Annotated in this window: 14 protein-coding genes and 2 pseudogenes; 10 read left to right on the plus strand and 6 right to left on the minus strand. The window is 66.6% G+C overall.

Annotated features, from left to right (window positions below; all coding sequences use genetic code 11):
• Positions 1-124: 124 nt before the first annotated feature.
• The 3 genes and pseudogenes from O7543_RS24950 to O7543_RS24960 form a co-directional block, all read left to right on the plus strand.
• Positions 125-2,422: pseudogene (locus tag O7543_RS24950) on the plus strand (RHS repeat-associated core domain-containing protein); the annotation flags it as partial.
• Positions 2,423-2,431: 9 nt separating this feature from the next.
• Positions 2,432-2,830, plus strand: coding sequence for a hypothetical protein (locus O7543_RS24955; RefSeq protein WP_281551646.1), 399 nt, complete (start codon positions 2,432-2,434; stop codon positions 2,828-2,830).
• 356 nt (positions 2,831-3,186) lie between these two features.
• Positions 3,187-4,038: pseudogene (locus O7543_RS24960) on the plus strand (RHS repeat-associated core domain-containing protein); the annotation flags it as partial.
• 377 nt (positions 4,039-4,415) lie between these two features.
• Here O7543_RS24960 and O7543_RS24965 read toward each other — a convergent pair.
• Positions 4,416-5,834 carry an IS1380 family transposase gene (locus tag O7543_RS24965; RefSeq protein ID WP_281550523.1) on the minus strand — a complete coding sequence of 473 codons (1,419 nt, stop codon included), beginning with the start codon at positions 5,832-5,834 and terminating at the stop codon, positions 4,416-4,418.
• A gap of 222 nt (positions 5,835-6,056) precedes the next feature.
• Positions 6,057-6,818 (minus strand): transposase family protein, encoded by a 762-nt coding sequence (locus O7543_RS24970; RefSeq protein WP_281567270.1) that lies wholly within the window; start codon positions 6,816-6,818, stop codon positions 6,057-6,059.
• A gap of 259 nt (positions 6,819-7,077) precedes the next feature.
• On the opposite strand from O7543_RS24970, the gene O7543_RS24975 reads away from it, so the two are divergent.
• Positions 7,078-7,770, plus strand: a complete 693-nt coding sequence (locus tag O7543_RS24975) for a hypothetical protein (RefSeq protein ID WP_281551644.1) — start codon at positions 7,078-7,080, stop codon at positions 7,768-7,770.
• Positions 7,771-7,812: 42 nt separating this feature from the next.
• Here the strand turns inward: O7543_RS24975 and O7543_RS24980 are convergent, their stop codons facing one another.
• Positions 7,813-8,985 carry an IS4 family transposase gene (locus O7543_RS24980; RefSeq protein WP_281567271.1) on the minus strand — a complete coding sequence of 391 codons (1,173 nt, stop codon included), beginning with the start codon at positions 8,983-8,985 and terminating at the stop codon, positions 7,813-7,815.
• Between the two features lie 605 nt (positions 8,986-9,590).
• Between O7543_RS24980 and O7543_RS24985 the strand changes: the two genes are divergently transcribed.
• The 4 genes from O7543_RS24985 (at position 9,591) to O7543_RS25000 (ending at position 13,725) form a co-directional block, all read left to right on the plus strand.
• On the plus strand, positions 9,591-10,775 hold the full coding sequence (locus O7543_RS24985; RefSeq protein ID WP_281551642.1) for a helix-turn-helix transcriptional regulator: 1,185 nt from the start codon (positions 9,591-9,593) through the stop codon (positions 10,773-10,775).
• Positions 10,776-10,909: 134 nt separating this feature from the next.
• Positions 10,910-11,053 carry a hypothetical protein gene (locus O7543_RS24990; protein ID WP_281551641.1) on the plus strand — a complete coding sequence of 48 codons (144 nt, stop codon included), beginning with the start codon at positions 10,910-10,912 and terminating at the stop codon, positions 11,051-11,053.
• A complete protein-coding gene (locus tag O7543_RS24995; protein WP_281551640.1) occupies positions 11,050-12,282 on the plus strand; it encodes a helix-turn-helix domain-containing protein in 1,233 nt (410 codons plus the stop codon). The genes O7543_RS24990 and O7543_RS24995 overlap by 4 nt, the downstream gene beginning before the upstream one ends.
• Before the next feature lie 144 nt (positions 12,283-12,426).
• Positions 12,427-13,725, plus strand: coding sequence for an ATP-binding protein (locus O7543_RS25000; protein ID WP_281551639.1), 1,299 nt, complete (start codon positions 12,427-12,429; stop codon positions 13,723-13,725).
• Between the two features lie 11 nt (positions 13,726-13,736).
• On the opposite strand, the gene O7543_RS25005 is transcribed toward O7543_RS25000, so the two are convergent.
• From O7543_RS25005 to O7543_RS25015, 3 genes are all read right to left on the minus strand, one after another.
• A complete protein-coding gene (locus tag O7543_RS25005) occupies positions 13,737-14,054 on the minus strand; it encodes a helix-turn-helix transcriptional regulator (protein WP_281551638.1) in 318 nt (105 codons plus the stop codon).
• Between the two features lie 4 nt (positions 14,055-14,058).
• Entirely contained in the window at positions 14,059-14,343 is a 285-nt protein-coding gene (locus tag O7543_RS25010; protein WP_281551637.1) for a helix-turn-helix transcriptional regulator, read from the minus strand.
• Between the two features lie 248 nt (positions 14,344-14,591).
• Positions 14,592-15,266 carry a DUF3800 domain-containing protein gene (locus O7543_RS25015; protein ID WP_281551636.1) on the minus strand — a complete coding sequence of 225 codons (675 nt, stop codon included), beginning with the start codon at positions 15,264-15,266 and terminating at the stop codon, positions 14,592-14,594.
• A 420-nt stretch (positions 15,267-15,686) separates the two neighbouring features.
• On the opposite strand from O7543_RS25015, the gene ltrA reads away from it, so the two are divergent.
• Both ltrA and O7543_RS25025 read left to right on the plus strand, forming a co-directional pair.
• Positions 15,687-17,123: a group II intron reverse transcriptase/maturase gene (gene ltrA / locus O7543_RS25020; RefSeq protein WP_281551635.1), complete on the plus strand. Its 1,437-nt coding sequence runs from the start codon at positions 15,687-15,689 to the stop codon at positions 17,121-17,123.
• Between the two features lie 822 nt (positions 17,124-17,945).
• Positions 17,946-19,445, plus strand: coding sequence for a hypothetical protein (locus tag O7543_RS25025; protein ID WP_281551634.1), 1,500 nt, complete (start codon positions 17,946-17,948; stop codon positions 19,443-19,445).
• The last annotated feature ends 170 nt before the right edge of the window (positions 19,446-19,615 follow it).

A 19,615-nucleotide genomic window follows, 5' to 3' on the forward strand; every position in this document is an offset into this window, starting at 1 on the left:
GCCGCATCGTCGACGTCCGTTGCCGATCTGCAAGTCGAGCCGTTGATAGGGATCCGGGCGCAGCAGTAGTCGCAGCCGTTCGAGCACGGCGCATGGCGTAGCCGGCGGCGCGGGCACCGGCCCGGGCACGTTGCGGGTGTACGACGACTGGTGTGTCCAGCCGGACGGGGACACGGCCGGGTCGGCGGTCCAGCTGCGTGCGTGTGACGGCACCGCGGCGCAGCGGTTGACCCGTACGGTGGCCGGGCAGTTGCGGCACACCGGGTCCGGTCTGTGTCTGGCGGTCGATGGTGGTGCGACCGCGAACTCGACGCCGGTCGTGCTGGCCGTGTGTGATGCTGCCGCGACCGGTCAGGTGTGGTCGGCGCAGGACGAGACCCGGCACGTCTACGGTCCGGACGGGGCGCGGTTGCTGACCGTGCAGGACCGGCGGGCGACGCTGCACCTGGCCGACGCGGTGGTCACGGTGGCCGCTGGTGGGGTGAACGTCAACAGTCAGCGCAGCTACGCGGTGCCGGGTGGCAGCATGCTGCGGTACGCCTACGGGTCGGCGTCGGTCCAGTTGGCGGCGGTCGCGGCCGATCATCAGGGCAGCCCGTACGCGGAGGTCGGTTCGACCCTGTCGGGGATGCCGGTACGGATCCTGAAACGGGATCCGTTCGGTAACCCCCGCGCCGTCGACGTGCTGGCCACGAATCTGAAGACCCGGGCCGGGTTCCTCGGCGCGACCCCGGACGAGGCGTCCGGCTACACCCCGTTGGGGGCCCGCCTGTACGACCCGGTGGTGGGCCGGTTCCTGTCCGCCGACCCGGTCCTCGATGTGGCGGACCCGTTGCAGTCCAACGGCTACGCGTACGCGCACAACAACCCGGTCACCCACGCCGACCCGTCGGGTCTGTCGATCAGCCTGACCGCGTCGGAGCGGGCGGCGGCGTTGGCCGGTGCGGGTCTGTCCACCGCGCAGGTCGCCCAGGCCCGGTCGGCCGCGGGCCGGTCCATGACGTCGGTCATCCTGTCGGTGGCCTGGGACGTGCTCAAGGAGTTCATCGGCCTCAACGCCGCGCTGGGCTGCTTCGGCGGCGACGTGTGGTCCTGCGTCGACCTGGTCACCGAGTTCGTGCCCGCCTTCAAACTGTTCAAAGCGTTCGGCCGGATCGTCAAGGCCGTCGAACGCACCTTCTCCGCGATCAGGGCCTGGCAGAAAGCGAAAACGGCCGCCCAGGCGGTGCTGCGGGCGGCCCGCGCCGCCGAGACCGTCGCGTTGAACGCGAAGAAGGCCGCCGCCGAACGGGCCAAACGCGCCGCCCAGGCCGCCGCGAAGAAAGCCGCAGACAAGGCCAACACCACCAGCAGCAAAGCTGTCAACGCGTCGAAGAAGACCGGCAACCCCGTCCAGAAACAAGCCCAGGCCAAAACCAACCCCAAAGCCTCCACCAGCAGCGGAGGCGGCGGCCGGACCAGCGCAGGAGGCGGGAGCGGCAAGGCGAGCTCCAAACCCGGCGGCAACACCGGCGCCAGCTCACGCTCCAACGGCGGATCCAGCGGCGGAGGAGACAAACCCGCCGACAGTTGCCCGCTGAACAACAGCTTCACCCCCGGCACCAAGGTCCTGACGGCCGACGGCACCACCACGCCGATCGAGGACGTCAAGCCCGGTGACAAGGTCATCGCCACCGACCCCGAAACCGGCACCACCAGCGTCGAGACCGTCACCGCCACCATCACCGGCGACGGCGTCAAACACCTCGTCACCATCACCATCGACACCGACGGCCAACACGGCGACGAGGGCAGAGACCCAGACACCACCAACGGCCACAGCGACCCCGGTGTCGCCCAGATCACCGCCACCGACGGACACCCCTTCTGGGTCCCCGAACTCGACCAGTGGATCGACGCCACCCACCTCCAACCCGGCCAGTGGCTCCAGACGAGCTCCGGCACCTGGGTCCAGATCACCGCCATCCACCGCAGGACCGTCCCACACGCCACCGTCCACAACCTCACCATCAGCCGCGTCCACACGTACCATGTGATCGCCGGCAAAACCCCGGTCCTCGTCCACAACTGCGGCGATGCAGCGAAGCACAGCGTAGATAACCTTGCGGACTCGCTAGACGACAATGTCGTATTCCATTACACGTCCGAAGGCAATCACGCCAAAATCATGGACGGCGGTGTGGTAACTGCGAACGCAAAGGGCGTCACGTACTTCACAAGGGAGATGCTTAGCTCTAAGGAAACAAGCAACGCACTCTTCATGGGAAGGGGCGGGGACCGAGGAACCCACCTGATCGCGTTCAGGTTGCCCGCTGGGACTAAACTGGTGCCTGGCTCACAACCCAACGAGCTCATGCACACGGGGTCGTTCAGATTCACGCTCGATGACGTGGTTTTCCATGGCCCGAATCCATTCGGATGATGAGGAAGTATGTTCGAGATCAACAACATCGACGAGCTTTACGCACTTCAGAAGGGCTTGATGGAGATCCGCTTCAACGCGGCCGATGTGGATTGGGCGGTGAAAGGTAGCCCGTTCCTGAGTCACGTACATGAGCGGCTAGTTGAGACGATCATTGCGCATCACGAAGAAATTGGGGAGTCGCGGAAAGCGCAAGGTTGGCGTGATTGGCGTCGCTTTGAAGCGCGAGCAATGGAACGCCCTGCCGTACGCGATTACCTGGCCGAAATGTGGGGTGAGTTATCCACGCCGGAAGCCAAAAGAGAGGCTGTGGTCGATCAAATGCGCCCGTTCGTCTTCTCGGATGAGAACGTAACTGAAATGATCGCCGAAATTGAAGCAGAGTGGCGCAAGCGGTCGGCTCTTTGATTTCCAAACGTTCGATTGATCCGGAGTTGTGGAGCATCGGTGGACCACTCCATATGGTGCTGGTTCAGTGACTTTACGCGCCGGGGTGCATGGTTGTGCACCCCGGTTGCTGTCACGACTGATGTCAGGTATCCGGAGCGTATGCGAACGGATCGATGCGGATTTCAGGGCTTGGGTACCGAGATTGCGGCTGCTCGTTGGCACGGCGCGTAGCGGCGTGGCGTCGATCCCCGGAACCCGGCGCGTGGGTTGACCCGTGATGGGATCGTCACGGCCTTGATCGCTTCGACCGGGACGCATCGCCTGGCCGCCTTGGTCGTCGCGCGGCCCGGCGTAGCCGGGCCGCTCTGGCCACGAATCTGAAGACCCGGGCCGGGTTCCTGGGCGCGACCCCGGATGAGGCGTCCGGCTACACCCCGTTGGGGGCCCGCCTGTACGACCCGGTGGTGGGCCGGTTCCTGTCCGCCGACCCGGTCCTCGATGTGGCGGACCCGTTGCAGTCCAACGGCTACGCGTACGCGCACAACAACCCGGTCACCCACGCCGACCCGTCGGGTCTGTCGATCAGCCTGACCGCGTCGGAGCGGGCGGCGGCGTTGGCCGGTGCGGGTCTGTCCACCGCGCAGGTCGCCCAGGCCCGGTCGGCCGCGGGCCGGTCCATGACGTCGGTCATCCTGTCGGTGGCCTGGGACGTGCTCAAGGAGTTCATCGGCCTCAACGCCGCGCTGGGCTGCTTCGGCGGCGACGTGTGGTCCTGCGTCGACCTGGTCACCGAGTTCGTGCCCGCCTTCAAACTGTTCAAAGCGTTCGGCCGGATCGTCAAGGCCGTCGAACGCACCTTCTCCGCGATCAGGGCCTGGCAGAAAGCGAAAGCCGCCGCCCAGGCCGTCCTCAAAGCGGCCCGCGCCGCCGAAACCGCCGCGTTGAACGCGAAGAAGGCCGCCGCCGAACGGGCCAAACGCGCCGCCCAGGCCCTCGCGAAGAAAGCCGCAGACAAGGCCAACACCACCAGCAACAAAGCTGTCAACGCGTCGAAGAAGACCGGCAACCCCGTCCAGAAACAAGCCCAGGCCAAAACCAACCCCAAAGCCTCCACCAACAGCGGAGGCGGCGGCCGGACCAGCGCAGGAGGCGGGAGCGGCAAGGCGAGCTCCAAACCCGGCGGCAACACCGGCGCCAGCTCACGCTCCAACGGCGGCACCAGCGGCGGCGGCGGCGAAGGTAAAGTCGATGTAGCCCTTGGCTATCGCAAAGAGGGCACAAGTGCGTGGGCTGAGAAAAATGGGTTCATCCACTATAACAATCTCTCGGCTGATGAGTGGCGGGGTCCAGTTCTTAGTGCAATCGAAGATAGGAACGTTACTTTGCACGTGAACACCAAGGGTTTTGCTGGTGACTTCGAAACCATGGTCAACAACGGTCTACCCTGATTCTTCGTGGGTCTGACGCCGTTCGATGACCAGCGAGTCTGCATCGTTGGCGGTGGATGTATCGGCTCCGTTGGGTGTGGTTGTGGGCCGGCTGTCGCGCCGGTGGCGTGGTCTCCTGGGGTTCCTCCTGGTCGTCGGGGCGGTGGTGTGGGTGGTCAGGTGGCGGGCATGGGCATCCGGCGGATGATCTCGATGGCGGTGGCCAGGTCGGTGGCCCAGGGCCAGGTGTGGGGTAGGCGTAGCCACCGGTAGCGGCGGGCGCGGACCAGGCGTGCGGGGGTCTGGAAGATCCGGTAACGCAGTGTCTTGGGCTCGGCCTTGGCCAGGGCGCCGGTCAGCGCGTAGAGGCGCATCCACGCGGTGAGGTCCACGGCGATGGTGACGGCGGCGCACCAGGCCTTGTTGACCTGCCATTGTTTGGACGGCAGATGCCCGAGGCCGGTGTCCTTGGTGGTGCGTACGTCGTCTTCGACGCGGGCGTGTACGCGGTGACGGGCGTCGGCGCGTTGCACGGACAGGCCGTCCGGGCCGTGGGCGCCGGTGTTGGTGACGAACGCCGAGTACCGGTAGCCGCAGGTGTCGAACAGGGTGGCCTGTTCGTGGTCGAACAGCTTGCGCCGGCGCACGATGACCCGCATCGTCTTCGGCCACTTCAGGCCGGTCAGCCGCTCGCGGAGCAGGTCGGTGATCTCGGTGACCTGAAGGCCGTCGATGACCTCGCCGGTGGTGTTGGACAGGCACGGGACCCACCAGTCGTCGGGTCGGCGGTTGCATGCCGCCCGGACGTGTTCGTCGACGTCGAACCCGATCGAGTACGCCACTCGACGCCCACCGGTCTGGTCGAGGCTGTGCAGCCAGTCGATGAGCGTGTGTGAGGCGCCGGCACCGTCGGAGGTGATCAGCAGGTCGTCGCGTCGGTCGGCGGGTATCTGCGCGATGGCCTGGCGCAGGACCTCGATCAGATCGGCGGCGGTGTTCGCCCCGGCGTTGCCGGGGCGGGGCATCAGGGCGGCCAGTTCACCGGTGTTGTCGATCCACACGCCGAGGCTGTGGAACCCGAACGTCTTCTTGAACGTCGCCTCGGCGTGTTCCTTGCGGGAATGGGCCACGGTGATGGTGCCGTCCACCCGCAGCACGATCGTCCCGCCCATGCTCAGGCCACCGGCGTAGGTCGCCTCCGGCACGCCGGCCGGTAGCAGGCTCCACAGATGCGCGCGCGACTTCGCCCGCGCGGCGTCGATGCGGTGCAGACCGCTGTCGCTGATCTCACCCAGCGCGCGCAGGGCGGTGGTGTCCGAGGCCACCGGCCCGAACAACGCGGCCTGGGCCCGTAGCGCCTCGATGTCGTACACGTCTGTCCCGCCAGCGGCGATCGAACACGCGATGTCAGTCAGGACCCGGCCCCGGTCATGGACCGGATCGAATCCCGGCCTGGCTAGCACGGTGGAGATGCCCGCCGTCAGGCCGGTGCGGTCGGCGAGCATGCGTAGGCCCGCCACCCCGACCATCGCCACCACCCCGTCACCGTCGGCGGTGACACGCAGGTCCTTCGACCATCCGGTAAGCTCACGCACGTCGGAAGTGCCTCCTCGCTAGAGATCCTGGTAGATGTCGCAATCACCATTTTCCCTTGCCTGGCAGGCACTTCCGCGTTTCCGGGCCTCACGAAACCGTTACAAGATCACGACCCCGTGAATATCCAGGGTCTAAAGCGTGGGGGCGTGGCGCCGCATGCTACCGAGGAGGAGATGGCTTGGATCGCGAGGGCGGTGTCAACTAAGCGGAGAGATTGAGGTCTATTCACAGGCGATCCTGTAGAAGTGCAGCCCGATGACACAGGAGATCGTTTCCGTGAAGGTCGCGAGCGGTCTGCGGTAGTCGGTGTGCAGGATTCTCCAGGTCTTCAGGTTTGCGATGACCTGTTCGACGACCCAGCGGATTTTGTTGACCTGCCTGTTGTATTCCTTCTGCCACTCTGTGAGCTCGCCGCCCTTGGGCTTCTTGTACGGAGTGATCATGCCGTTGCCGACGTAGCCCTTGTCGCCGATCCAGTCTCCGGGATTCAGGCTGACGAGAACACCGGTGTCGTTGATCGCGTACGAGTCGTGGTGGTTGCCGGTGACGGGATCGGAGACCCAGGCGAGCGCGCCGTCGAGGGTACAGGCGACCTGGACGCTCATGCCCGTGGTCTTGTGCTTGCCGGAGTACAGACAGCGGTCCGTGCGCCATGACCAGCAGGGGAACAGAGTGCCGTCGACGATGTACTGGGCGGTCGGGTCGAGCTCGTCGGCGGTCGGCACGAACCCCGCCAGCACGCGGTCGAGGACCGGGGTGATGGCGGTGACCGCCCGTGAGATCGTCGACTGGGAGACGCCGTGCGCCTCGGCGATCTCCGCTTGGACACGGTTACGACGCATGTAGGTCAACGCGACCACGAGGGCACGGTAGAGGCCGAGGACCGGGGGCCACGGTTCCATGCCCAGGTTCCGGCATTCGGCGCGGACCAGCACGCAGAGGTCGCGAATCTGATCGGTCGTGAAGCCGGTGGTATGATACATGCTCGGCGGTCCGCTTTCTTTGGTTGTTGTGTGGAAACTCCATCCTATGGGAGGGCGGGCCGTCTCATTCATCGGGGGGTCCACTGTGGGTTACTGGACCCTGCTGAATAAGCCTCATTGGAGTACTGTGAAGTTCTATGGCGAGGGAGGAGTTAGAATCGCCGTCCCTGAGCCTGACTGGGATTCTATGAATCTCCCCAAGTTCTGGTTCGCGACCGACGACTAGCTATCCAATTCTCGAACCTATCTATTCACAGAAATGGGATTTGATGAAATGAGTGAAGAAACTAGCGATCTCCTGGGCGGTGGCTTGTATCCAGAAATTACCAAAGAAGGCGACCTGGCCTCAGTTATGGCTTCCCTGGCGACCCGCAGTGGGATCAATCTCGGCGTGATTTCGGCAAGGCCTGGGGCTGGCGGGCGTGTAACCGCTGAGGTTGCCTCCGATAAGGGCTCTTTGCTGGTGCAACTAGGAGCTGAGTCGCGTTGGTTCTTCGTGACATTGATAGCTGGCGGTCGCGTATGGGCATCCGGTGGGTCAGTCGACCTTATCGACATTATCCGAGTGGCTGAATTGTGGCGAATGGGTGTCGGAGTCGAAGGATTGCTATCACAATATCCATTCATGGTTGCCGGTGAATTGGCGCTAGAATTCGACCAAGGCGACCCAGTTGCTGTGCAATGGAAAAGTTTGTTATCTGATCCCGACCTGGTCGACCTGCGGCCGCTCTTGTTGGCTGCGCACAAAAATCACCTACTCACTCACCGCTTTCCTTATGTGACTCACTTAACGATGCTGCGCATCATGCGGGATCATCGAGATCGCGCGGCAGGGGAGGTGTGGATTACCTGGACATCTGGAATTTTCCGCGTTGAGGATCCCCGTAAAGACCGGACCTCGACGGCGCTCACGGCCGAAGAGGCTGTTCTAGTTGCGGCATCCCTTATCTAGTTCGGAGTGTCAAGCTAGCGGCCCTGGCTCACATACACTGACCTAACTTTGGCCGGTTTGCCGGCTTTCGGTAGATCGACGTGGCTGATGGTTATCTCGTAGGTAAATCGCGGGTACGTTGTGTTCTTCGTTGTCGTTGGTGCGGGGTCCGGTGCGGGTGCGGATGGGTCGGTTGAGGGGTTGGGCGGCGATCGCGGTGAGTAGTGCGGTTGTGGGGTCGGGGTCGTGGCGTCCGCAGTTGACGCAGGGTGCTGGGTTCTGGCTGGCGAGGTGGGCGCGGGTCAGGGCGAGGACGGTGGCGAAGCTGACCGCGTCGGGGTCGATGTTCAGGTCGACGGCGGTGGTCACGGCGAGTCGGACGAGGGCGTTGTAGACGGTCAGTAGCGCCCAGAGTTCCTGGTGGGCCAGTTCGGGGGTCTGTCCGCGTGGTCGGGCGCCGGGTTCCCGCAGGGTGGTCTTCAGTCGTCCGTAGGTGAGTTCGATCTGCCATCGTTCGGCGTAGAGCGCGGCGAGGGCGGTGGCGGGGTGACGGTGGTGGTCGAGCAGGGTGGTCAGGACGCGGTAGCGGCTGTGGGTGGTGCGGCCGGCGCGGTCGCGGGTGGTGACGGTGAACTCGACCAGACGGGCGAGTGTCGGACGGAGTCGGGGCAGACCCCGGTCGGCGCGGGTGGTGCGGCGGCGGGACAGCATCGCGTCGGACTCGGCGAGTTGCACGAGCGCGGAGCCGTCCGGGAGGACCTCGACCAGGCGGGCGGGCAGGCTCCGCGCGCCGTTCTTGACTCGCCACAGCAGGTGCGCCCCGGTGGCGGCCGCCCGCGTCCAGCGGTCCATGGAGAAGAAGCCCCGGTCGGCGAGGTTGATGGTGCCGGGTTGGAGTTCGCCGATCAGGTCGTCGGCGAGGGCCTGTTCGCTGGTCCCGGAGGAGGCGATACGGGCGGCGAGGATCCAGCGGATGCCGCAGGCGACCAGGGCGACCATCCGGGCTTGCGGGAACCGGCCGCCGGTCGGGGTGGTGAACCCGGCCCGTGTCCGCGCCGTGTCGGCCAGGTCGAACACGGTGCCGTCGATCGCGGTGACCAGCAGACCGAACGCGTACGACTCGGGCCCGAACGTCGGTGTGGACCGGGCGCCGGTGGTGAACACCCGCTGGTGCACCGCCGCGGGGAGTCTGCCCCGGGCCTTCGACACCGCCGCGGCGGTCGGGGTGCCCTCCACCGGGTCCGGGGGATCCGTGAGGTCACCCGTGCGGTCACCACCGATGTGCTCTCCCGCCGGAACAGGCACAGCCCGAGCACGATCATCACCGTGACCGCCCCGGTCAGCACCCGCCGCCGCGCGTCGACGTGCCCAACCGTGGCCCGCGCCCGGCCGATGTGTGCGGCATCGGCCAGGATCGGCCACAACCGGCCGGTCACCTGCTCGTCGAGGGTCCCGATACCAGCCGGACCGGCGATCACTGCCGTCCGCAGCGACTCCCGCTGACCGGCGGCCTGTCGCACCGCACCGGTCGACACCATGGCAGAATCCGACACCGAAGCTCCTGGTTGGAACATGTTGATCTAGTCAATCCATGTCCTACCAGGAGCTTCTGCACGTCTCACACCCGACCCCACACCTAGCTCGGAACCCGCACCATTGCCCACAAAACGACCACAAGTTTAGGTCAGTGGTGTGGAAGCTGGAGGATCGCCGCTGCCGCGACCGGGGTATGGATCAGGGCCTGTGCGTGGACCTTCAGGGCGGGTACGGTCGGGGTAGCCGACCCGACGGCCATGTCAGCTGGGGTGCCCCGGCCCGCTATCCAGGAGGTTAGCGACGGTATGCCTGAGAAGGTGAGCACGGTTGGTGCGCGGATTCGGTACTGGCGGATGCGTCGGGGCGGGATGAGCCAAGGGGTCCTCGCTGGCTTGGCCGGCGTCAGCCAGTCGTACATTTCGCAGTTGGAGTCGGGACACAAGAGCATCGACCGTCGCTCCACCTTGGTCGCTATCGCGAGTGCTCTTCAGGTCACCGTGGCTGACCTTCTTGGTCAGGGCACCGAGTCGGGGGATCCGGCACGGGAGCGGGCGGGGGCGTGCGTTCCGGGGATCTGGTCGGCGCTGATCGAGATCGAGGACGGCGAGCGGCAGCCAGTCGCCGGCAGCGCTGAAGGGCTTGCCGCCCGGATCGCTCGTGCTGACCAGCTCAGGGCGAGTGCGAACTACCCGGCGATGGCACCGATGCTGCCCGGGTTGCTGCACGCTGCCGCCGCTGTCGGTGGGACCACGCTCGCCCATGTCGCCTATCTGACCTCGACCTGCCTGCGGAACCTCGGCTACCGGCATCTCGCGTTGAACGCCGCCCGGATCGCGGTGACGGCCGCCGAGGACGTCGCGGATCCGGCCTGGATCGGTGCGGCGCGGTTCGCGTACACCCAGAGTCTGCCGATCGAGTCCGCTGCGCTCGCGGCGCGAGCCGCCGACCGGTCGCTCGCCGAGGTGCAGGCCGACGCCGCTGATGAGCGAGTACGGCAGATGCTCGGTCAGCTGCACCTTACGGCCGCACTGACCTGCGCTGTCAGTGGTCGGGTGGACAACGCTCGTGATCACCTGGCGGAGGCGGCCAGGGACGCGGCGAGCCTCGGGGATCCAGCCGACGGCGCGGGCTTCAACGGCTGCGGCTTCGGGCCGACCAACGTCGGCCTCTGGGAAATGTCGATCGCCGCCGAGCTGGGCGAACACGGCCGCGTCATCGAACTGTCCCGTACGGTGCGTCCTCATGCCCTCGTCGCCGCCATCCGTCACCAGTCCTACTGGCTGGACCTGGGTCGTGCGCTGTCCGCCGGTGGGCGACGCGACGCCGAGGCGCTGGCGGCGTTCGTCCAGGCCGAGCGGGCCGCGCCGGCACCGTTCGCGTTGAACCCACTCGCCCGCGAGGCGGTGGTTGCCATCGCGCACCGGACCCAGCGTCGTGCGGTCCCCGACGACCTACGGATGCTTGCTGGCCGGCTCGGAATAAACCTGTAGCCATAACCGGTAGTAATAGATCAACTACGAGGCACTCTTACTGTCCTGTGTGGCGCATACCACCGTGTGCTATCCACCAGGCGGCAGGCATTGGATTCCTCGACGAGGCCGCCGTTCACAACAGCGGAGTGCTCGTGATCGCCAGACTGCTACCGATCGTCTTCGCCGGCCTGATGCCCGGCTTCCTCCTCGGCCTGTTCGCGTTCCGGGTCAAGTCCCGGTGGTGCCCCCGTTGCGGGGCGACCACCGAGGAGATCCACCGGAGCATGCACCGATGACCGCGCCCGGCCGCCACCGCATCGCCGAACTACCCATCGGCCGGCGGATCGCCCAACTCCGCACCCGACGTGGCCTGACCCAGCAGGTCTTCGCCGACCGGATCGGCAAGTCCCACTCGTGGGTCGACAAGGTCGAACGCGGCATCCGCTCCCTCGACCGCATCTCCGTCGTCCACACCGTCGCCGCTGTCCTCGGCGTCACCCCCGAAACCATCCTCGGCCCCACCACCGGCCAGCCCGAACCCACCACCAACACCACGGCCGCCGCCGTCGAACACCTCCGCGCCGCCCTCGCCCGCTACGACACCCCCACCCCCGACCAACCCACACCGTCCGCCGAGGACCTGCGCCGCGGCATCCAGTACGCCCACAGCGCCTACCAGCACGCCCACTACCCGCAACTACTCCGCATGCTGCCCGACCTGCTCACCCACACCCGCTACACCACCACCAGCGACGCCCCCGACGCCGGGTACCTGCTCACCCGGGTCTACCGGCTCACCGCCCACCTGCTGACCAAACTCAACGAACCCCACCTCGCCTGGCTCGCCGCCGACCGCGCCATCGCCACCGCCAACGGCCACCCCCGGCACACCGCCGCAGCCGCCATCGCCCTCACCCAGGCACTCCGCGCCCTGCACCGCAGCACCCTCGCCACGCGAGCCGCGCTCACCGCCGTACCACTCATCACGCCGGCCACGACCGACCACCCGGCACCCGACGACCACGCCCTCGCCGGCACCCTGCTGATCGAAGCCGCCCTCGCCGCCGCCACCGGCAACGACCCCGCCACCGCACACCAGCTCACCGACCGCGCCGACAGACACGCAGCCACCATGAGCCACCACCAGCGGCGCCCCGACCACGGCGACACAACCACCGCCTTCGGGCCGACCACGGTCACGCTCGCCCGCGCCCACCTCGCCGCCGCCCTCGGCGACCCGCACCAGGCCATCACCCACCACCAGCGCGGCACCGCCGGTCACGGCTGGCGGGAGCTACCCGCCGAGCACCGTGCCGCGCACCTGATCGACGTCACCCGCGCCTACCTCGACACCGGCAACCCCACCGCCGCCGCCCGCGCCATCATCGCCGCCGACCAGATCGCCCCCGCCGAAACCCGCACCCGACCCACCGCCCACACCGTCGTCGCCACGCTCCTACGGGCCGGTCCCACCCCCGACCTGACCCGCCTCGCCACCACCATCGGCCTCACCCCACGACCCTGACCAGCCGGCTGCTGGACCGCGACTCCCTGTGAAGTGCTCGAAATTTGGCAGCTCGGTTGCTCAAATTTTGGTATCCGCACTTCTCGAATAGTGGTAGTTTCACCTCCTGGGATTCGGTACTTCATTGCTACGGAGGGGGCCAGGGTGCTGGAACCACTCGCCGGAATCGCGCAGCGGCGAGTCTCTGCGCTGCTCGATGACCTGCTCCGGGTGGAGCCGGTCATCGCCCTGCACGGCCCTCGCTCCGTTGGCAAGTCCACGGTCCTGCGCGCGCTCGCCGACCGGCACGGGGTCCCCGTTCTGGACCTGGACGAGTTGGGCATTCGCGACGCCGTGGTGGCCAACCCGCAGACAGCCGTCACTACGCCGGGCCTGCTCTGCGTGGACGAGTATCAGCATGCCCCGCAGATCCTCGACGCGTTGAAGGCTCGACTCAACCGCGAAGGCAGCCGGCCGGGTACCGCCGCGTTGACCGGGTCGACCCGCCAGGACGCGCTGCCCCGCACCGCGCAGGCACTCACCGGACGCCTGCACACCATGACAATCTGGCCCATGTCACAAGGAGAGATACGCGGCGTCCATGAAGATTTCCTGCCGGCGCTTCGCGCAGCGCCCGACGCGACCGTCGCAGCCAGGCCAGCGTCGACGACCACCCGGACGGAGTACGTTGATCGACTCTGCGCTGGAGGGTTCCCCCTGGCCCTGCGCCGCACAGGCCCCGCGCGCGACCGTTGGTTCGACGACTACGTCCGCCAGTCGCTGGAGCGCGATGCCATCGAGCTTGTCCGGGTACGTCAGCGCAGCATGCTGCGCGAGCTGCTGGGTCGACTGGCTGGAAGAACCGGGCAGGTACTCAACCTCACCAGCGCGTCCCAGGGCCTCGCAGGTGAGCGCAAGACCATCGAAGGCTACGTCCGCCTCCTCGAAGACCTCTTCCTCGTCGACCGACTTCCTGCTTGGGGTACGACGCTACGCGCGCGAGCCGCAGCATCACCGAAGGTGCATGTCGTCGACACCGGCGTGGCCGCCCGGCTGATGCGAGTCTCTCCCGCCAAACTCGCCACACTCGACCCGACCGCCTTGACGGAGTTCGGGCACCTTCTAGAGAGCTTCGTCGTCGGCGAGCTCCGCAAGCAGGCCTCCTGGCTTGACGAAAACGTAACTACGGGGCACTGGCGCACCTACGACGGCGACGAGGTCGACTACGTCATCGAGTTCGACGACGGCAGGGTCCTCGCGTTCGAAGTCAAGGCGAACGAACGCGTCGCGGGCGCCGACCTCAAAGGCCTCCGAGCGCTACGAGACGCACTCGGCGACAGGTTCATCGCCGGCGTGGCGTTCAGCACCGGACAACGCTCGTTCACCTACGAAGACCGCATTCACATCATGCCCGTCGACCGACTCTGGACACCTATCAGCGGCTACCTCACGCTGACGCGGTGATGGGGTGCGGGTCAGGCGATCGCGGCGATGGCGCCGTCGTCGAAGTAGATGGCCTGGTGAAGCCGGCCACCGAGCGCGGCGGCGTAGCGGGCGACGACATCCTGTCCGGAGATCTTGCCCTGTTCGATCTGGGAAACTCGGCCCTTGGTGACGCCCATCCGGTCGGCGACCTGTTGCTGGGTCAGGCCTCGGGCCTTGCGTACCTCGGCGAGGCGGTGCCCGACGACGGTGGCCAGCAGTTCCCGCTTGCCGGCCTCGACCGCCTCCTCACCGCCGGCCCGTTCGACATAGGCACTCCGGACGTCGCTCCAGCGCGTGTAGCTCGTCACGGCCTCACCTCCTGCATGGCACCTTCTCCTCGATCGATCTCGCAGCTGCCAGTCGCTCCAGCACCACGAGTGTCGGCACGGTCCCGCCAGCCTCGAACCGGGCCACCGCAGACTGCGTCATCCCTGACGCCGTTGCCAACTGCGTCTGACTCCAACCGCGACGCTCGCGCAGCTCACGCACCGAACGACCGAGCTCGAACGCCAACCGCGCCGCCTCGTACGCCTCAGCTGCGTCGGGCTCAGCCAACCGCCGCTCCCGCAGCACAGCCCAATCGCCACCCTCACCCATGGCTAGACCTCCTCTTCGCCCTCAACCTGGTGTGCCTCGTCGATGCACCGCGCCAGCGCCTGCCGTTCCCCGGTGCCGGGCCCTGCCTGTTCGACGGCGTGGACGTGGCCCCGGTCGCGCCGGAGTTGATCCGTTTCGGGGCGTCGGCGCGTGGCTCGGCCGGCTGGCTGGCTGCTAGAATATCTAGTGCGGGACGATCTCGATCTCCCGCACAGCCTTAGGGCCCGCCTCGCGGGCCCTTTGTGCATCTACCGAAAGTCTCGGGCCCAGAGCTGGCTCTGTCCCCGATCCCCGCTCGACGGAAACCAGCACAGCTCATGGTGTACTCGCGGCTGCAACCGCTTCCACATGGAGACTTTCGCCTTCCGTGACCGCTCGTCTGCTTCTTCGTGGGTGAACACACGGCGGTACAGAAGGGTGATTACGTCTGCGGCCTGCACCAGCCGGCTGGCATGACTGGGAGCAAAGTGCAAGGTGTCGACAATCCTCGTCAGTTTCCGACGGCGGTACCCGTTGGTGCCGACCTCTCGGTAAACCGACAGATCAGTCCGGTGTTTCGCTTGACCGTCGACTTCGTCAGCGATCACCAACGCATAGTCGCCATGCTCGATGGCGCACTCGTCGACCCGCTCCAACAGGTGTTGAAGCACTGCCGTATGCGGCGGGTCAGGGTGGGGGTAGCGGGCACGTTGCCCGACTACATCCATGGCTCGGGCGATGACCTTGACGTCTTGCGCGGCGACCGCTTCGATCACGTCATCGAACACACCGACCCGCGCTCGGACCGGAACTCCCGCCCAGTCGCCACCCGCGTGAAAGATCTCGTGCCCATGGAGTTCGACCTTTGCATCCAACTGATACGCCGCTGCCGCAGCGGCAGCAACCCGCTCCAGCTCGTCCGATAACGCAACTGCGTGTGCCACGAACGAGGAATGGTGATCGCGATGTAGGAGCGATGTCAGGAATCGATGCTGTGCAGGAGATGAAGGTTTGGCCCTTCGGAGTCGCCTTTCGGGAGGAGGCTTCAAACCACCACATGCTGCGTTGGCTGAAGACCGTCGTGGTGAGCGATGTGGAAAAGGCGCCGTGAGAGGTGTCAGGTAGGGACCGGGAAGATGAGTGAAACCGAACCGCTGTTGACGTGTCGTTACGTTTTAGGTGGCATCAGAACCGTGGTCCTTGCTGTTGGCTGCGGGATGAGTCTGGCGGGTGCCCGATGACTGGCCAGGCGGTGCTCGGCATGGAGGCGGCATGAGCCTGGTCTGCGGCTTCTGCATGGAACGTGGGAAGGCGTGTCTCGATACCGCCCCGGGTAGCCGGGCGAGAGGGAGTAGCCGAGCGGGATGTGCCCGCGAGGTGTGAGTACCGATGCGAGACGCGCTGGCGGACCGGCCCGTAGTAGTGACGAAGCCCTGGTAATCGGGGTGGAGCGAAGGGGCCGGGCCATCCGCAGTTGGTTCGTCTGGTCAACCAGAACGCATAACGGTCTGGGAGGAACTGTGAGGAGCGAGCTGACATTGTCAGAGAAACCGTTAGAGATTTCAAAGTGGGAAGTCTGGGAAGCGTACGAAAGAGTCAAGGCGAACAAGGGAGCACCCGGAGTCGACGACGTCAGCTTGGGGGAGTTCGAGAAGGATCTGAAAGGAAATCTGTACAAGATCTGGAATCGGATGTCCTCGGGCAGTTACTTCCCGCCTCCGGTGAAAGCGGTGCGGATACCGAAACCGCAGGGTGGGGTCAGAACACTCGGTGTGCCCACTGTGGGTGACCGGGTGGCGCAGACCGTGGTGGCCCGCAGGATCGAGGAGAAGGTCGAACCGATCTTCCACCCCGACTCCTACGGCTACCGGCCGCGACGGTCGGCGCTGGACGCGGTAGCGGCATGCCGGCAACGGTGCTGGCGCTACGACTGGGTCGTCGATCTGGACGTCCAGGCGTTCTTCGACAGCGTCGACCACGACCTCATGATCAAAGCGGTGGAGGCGAACACCGACCTGCCGTGGGTACTGCTGTACGTCAAACGGTGGCTCATCGCCCCGATGCAGCAGCCCGACGGTAGCCTGCAACCCCGAGACCGGGGAACCCCGCAAGGGTCCGCGGTCTCACCCGTGCTGGCGAACCTGTTCCTGCACTACGCGTTCGACACCTGGATGGCCCGGACGTTCCCGTCCGTGCCGTTCGAACGCTACGCCGACGACGCGGTGGTGCACTGCGCCAGCGAACGCCAGGCGTACCTGGTGCGCCAGGCGATCGAGGACAGGATGGTCGAGGTCGGGCTGCGCCTGCACCCGGACAAGACCAGGATCGTGTACTGCAAGGACACCAACCGGCGAGGCGCCCATCCGGACACCTCGTTCACGTTCCTCGGGTACACGTTCCGTCCTCGCGGGGCCAAAGATCGTCGAGGGGACGTGTTCACCGCGTTCCTCCCGGCGGTCAGCAAGGACGCTCTCAAAAGACTCAGCCGTACCGTCCGGCGATGGCAGATCCACCGCCGGTTGGACCTCAGCTGGGCCGAACTCGCCGAGATGATCAACCCCGTCGTACGCGGGTGGATGAGCTACTACGGGCGGTTCTACCGCTCCGAGCTCAACACTCTCCTGGCGCGCATCAACTCCTACCTGGTGCGTTGGATCCGCAAGAAGTACCGGCGGCTACGACCCCGACGCAAGGCCCGAGTCGTGTGGGAACGCATCATCGCGCAACACCCGCGCTACTTCGCGCACTGGGCCTGGGTCCGTAACCCTCTGATGATGGCCAGGGTGGTACGAGCGGAGTGACGGGAGACTGTCACGCTCCGTTCCGTGGGAGCCCGGAGGTGAGATCCCTCCGGGCGACCCGACCGCAGGCCCGTCGACGAGCAGTCCTGCCATGGCGAACCAGCGATCAGTGTACGACTCGTCAACATACGTCAGCAGCACCAGCCCCAACCTCCGCCCCGTTGCCCTCGATGCATGTCGCGACCTTCGCGTTGACGATGTTTACTACAGGTGCCCGCGACGCAGAGGCGAGAATACGACAACCAGACAGAGATCGCCAATGCGATCAGAAATACTCTCACAATTGCCGAGCAACTCTCGTGTTCCGATCCGGTTCCTCATCGACTCGCAAGATCCTTCACTGCCCGCGCCACGCTCGCCCTCGCGGACTCAGGGGCATGGGCAGCACCGAGGTGACTGTGCGGTAACCCCTACGCCGGTACGCTCCGGCGTTGGGTCCGGCCGGGAAACCGGGCCCGGTGCGGGATGGCGGCATGGCGATCTACCAGGAGATGCCCACCGGTCTTCGCGGGCATCTCGTCACCGACCGTGGCGTGCCGGAGTCCGATGTCGTGTTCGTCGGGCATTGGAAGCACGGCTACGTCAGCCTCTGATCGCGGGCCCGCGTCGTCGGTACCACCACCAACATCGCCGACGCACGCCCCGCGCCCGCCGAGCATCAGACACTGTGGAGCTTGCGGGGCACGTAGCCATCCGCGAGGGACCATGTGCCATCGGGTTGCGGTGCGTCATCGGATATGACTAATGTGCGCTGTCCTCTGTAAGCCATCGCGCTCATCCGCTGCTTCGACATTCCATGGGGGAAACCGCAGCATGCCCAGAATGACAGTCCTCGGCCGGTTCGCCGCCGGCTGCGCGGCCACCAGCCTGGCCGCCCTTTCGATCGCCGCCCCGGCGCAGGCCGTGGAGTCAGACGACATCGCCTGGGTCTCGCCGTTCATCGAGTACGTGACCAACATCGCGATGGACGCGACCACGCCGAAGCCGATCGAGATCACCATCAGCAACAGTGTGCCGACCGCCGCCGTCGACGTGTCGGTGACGATCGACGCGTCCACGGTGTCGGACGCGTTCCGGATCGATCTGCCCGGTGCCAGCCAGGGTTGCACGGTCGCCGGCAAGGTGGCCACCTGCACGCTCGACGAACTCGCCGGCGACTCGACGCACGTCTACCGGGTCGACGCCCTGCCGGGTGACCTGGACGTCCTGGAGTACTCGGGCGTCATCGAGGTCACCACCTCCGCCGCGAACATGCCCGAGGAGCAGCAGACCACCGGCAGGGTCCAGCTCACCGGGCCCGGGGTCGATCTCGTGGTCGGTGAGATCGACGACGTGACGCTGCAGCCGGGGGAGAGCACGAACGTGCCGGTCCGGGCCGCGAACGTCGGCACGGTGGCGGCCGCCGGCGTACAGGTGGTGCTGAGCACCGGCCTGGACCTCGAGCTGCCGGACCGGTACGACAACTGCGAGTACAACGCCGACTTCCTCGAGCTGACCTGCCAGATTCTCGGCGAGGTCGGCCCGGGTGAGGTGTTCACCCTGCACGAGGAGACCCCGCTGCGGGTCAGGGTCGGCGAGACCGCACCCGGCCCGTCCGAACGGATCGTCGTGGTGTCGGTGCTGCCGTTGGGTGACGACGAGGTCGCGGCCCTCGGCACGATGTCCGCCCGATCCGCCGGCAACGAGCTCCGCCTGGCCACCCTGGAGCCGCTGCCGGACCTCAACGACACCGACAACTGGACCGAATTCCTGGTCAATATTCCGAACCAGCCGGCCGACTCGGTGGCGATCGGCGCGACGGTGCAGGGGGCGGTCGGCGACGTGGTCGACATCGAGGTCGGCATGCGCAACGACGGCCCGGCCGACCTGATCCTGCCGGGCCAGGCCTGGGCCCCGTCCGCGGTGGTGACGCTGCCCGTCGGAGTCGAAGCGGTCGCCGTCGGTGACCGCTGCGCCCCGGTCGTTGACGGCAGCCCGGTCTGGGACGACCGCGGTCAGCCGAACGGCCTGGTCTACTTCTGCCGGCCCACGCACAGTCCGGTGGCGGGGGAGTCGTTCCACTACCCGTTCCAGGTGGAGATCGTCGGCGCGGCCGGTGCCGCCGGCTCGATCGTCATCGACGGCGGCGTGCAGGACCCGGACACCGACAACAACACCGCCGAGATCACCCTCGGCAGCGGCGGCGAAGGTGCCGGCGGCGGGCTGCCGGTGACCGGAGCCAACGCCGGGCTGCTGGCCGGCGTCGGCGCGGTCCTCGTCGTCGCAGGTGCGGTGGCCGTAGTGATGTTCCGTCGCCGTCGGATCGTCACCGTCGTCGACTGACATTCAGAGGAGCAGCCGACCGTACGCCGTCCAGCCGACCGTACGCCGTCCATCCGGACCCCGCCGGGATCGCCCGGCGGGGTCCGGATGCTGCCTGTCGCTGAGCGACGCGCCCCCGCGAGCAGCGTCCACGGCGGAAAACCGGGTCCCCGCCGTTGACGGCAGCCCTC

It is taken from the genome of Solwaraspora sp. WMMA2080 (genome assembly GCF_027497395.1).
Lineage (GTDB): Bacteria > Actinomycetota > Actinomycetes > Mycobacteriales > Micromonosporaceae > Micromonospora_E.

Excerpts from the sequence above, each read along its gene's own strand:
- O7543_RS24970 (WP_281567270.1), bottom strand. The coding sequence starts at position 6,818 with ATGTATCATACCACCGGCTTCACGACCGATCAGATTCGCGACCTCTGC.
- O7543_RS24975 (WP_281551644.1), top strand. The coding sequence starts at position 7,078 with ATGGGATTTGATGAAATGAGTGAAGAAACTAGCGATCTCCTGGGCGGT.
- O7543_RS25010 (WP_281551637.1), bottom strand. The coding sequence starts at position 14,343 with ATGGGTGAGGGTGGCGATTGGGCTGTGCTGCGGGAGCGGCGGTTGGCT.
- O7543_RS25025 (WP_281551634.1), top strand. The coding sequence starts at position 17,946 with ATGACAGTCCTCGGCCGGTTCGCCGCCGGCTGCGCGGCCACCAGCCTG.
- O7543_RS24985 (WP_281551642.1), top strand. The coding sequence starts at position 9,591 with ATGCCTGAGAAGGTGAGCACGGTTGGTGCGCGGATTCGGTACTGGCGG.
- ltrA (WP_281551635.1), top strand. The coding sequence starts at position 15,687 with ATGTGCCCGCGAGGTGTGAGTACCGATGCGAGACGCGCTGGCGGACCG.
- O7543_RS24995 (WP_281551640.1), top strand. The coding sequence starts at position 11,050 with ATGACCGCGCCCGGCCGCCACCGCATCGCCGAACTACCCATCGGCCGG.
- O7543_RS24955 (WP_281551646.1), top strand. The coding sequence starts at position 2,432 with ATGTTCGAGATCAACAACATCGACGAGCTTTACGCACTTCAGAAGGGC.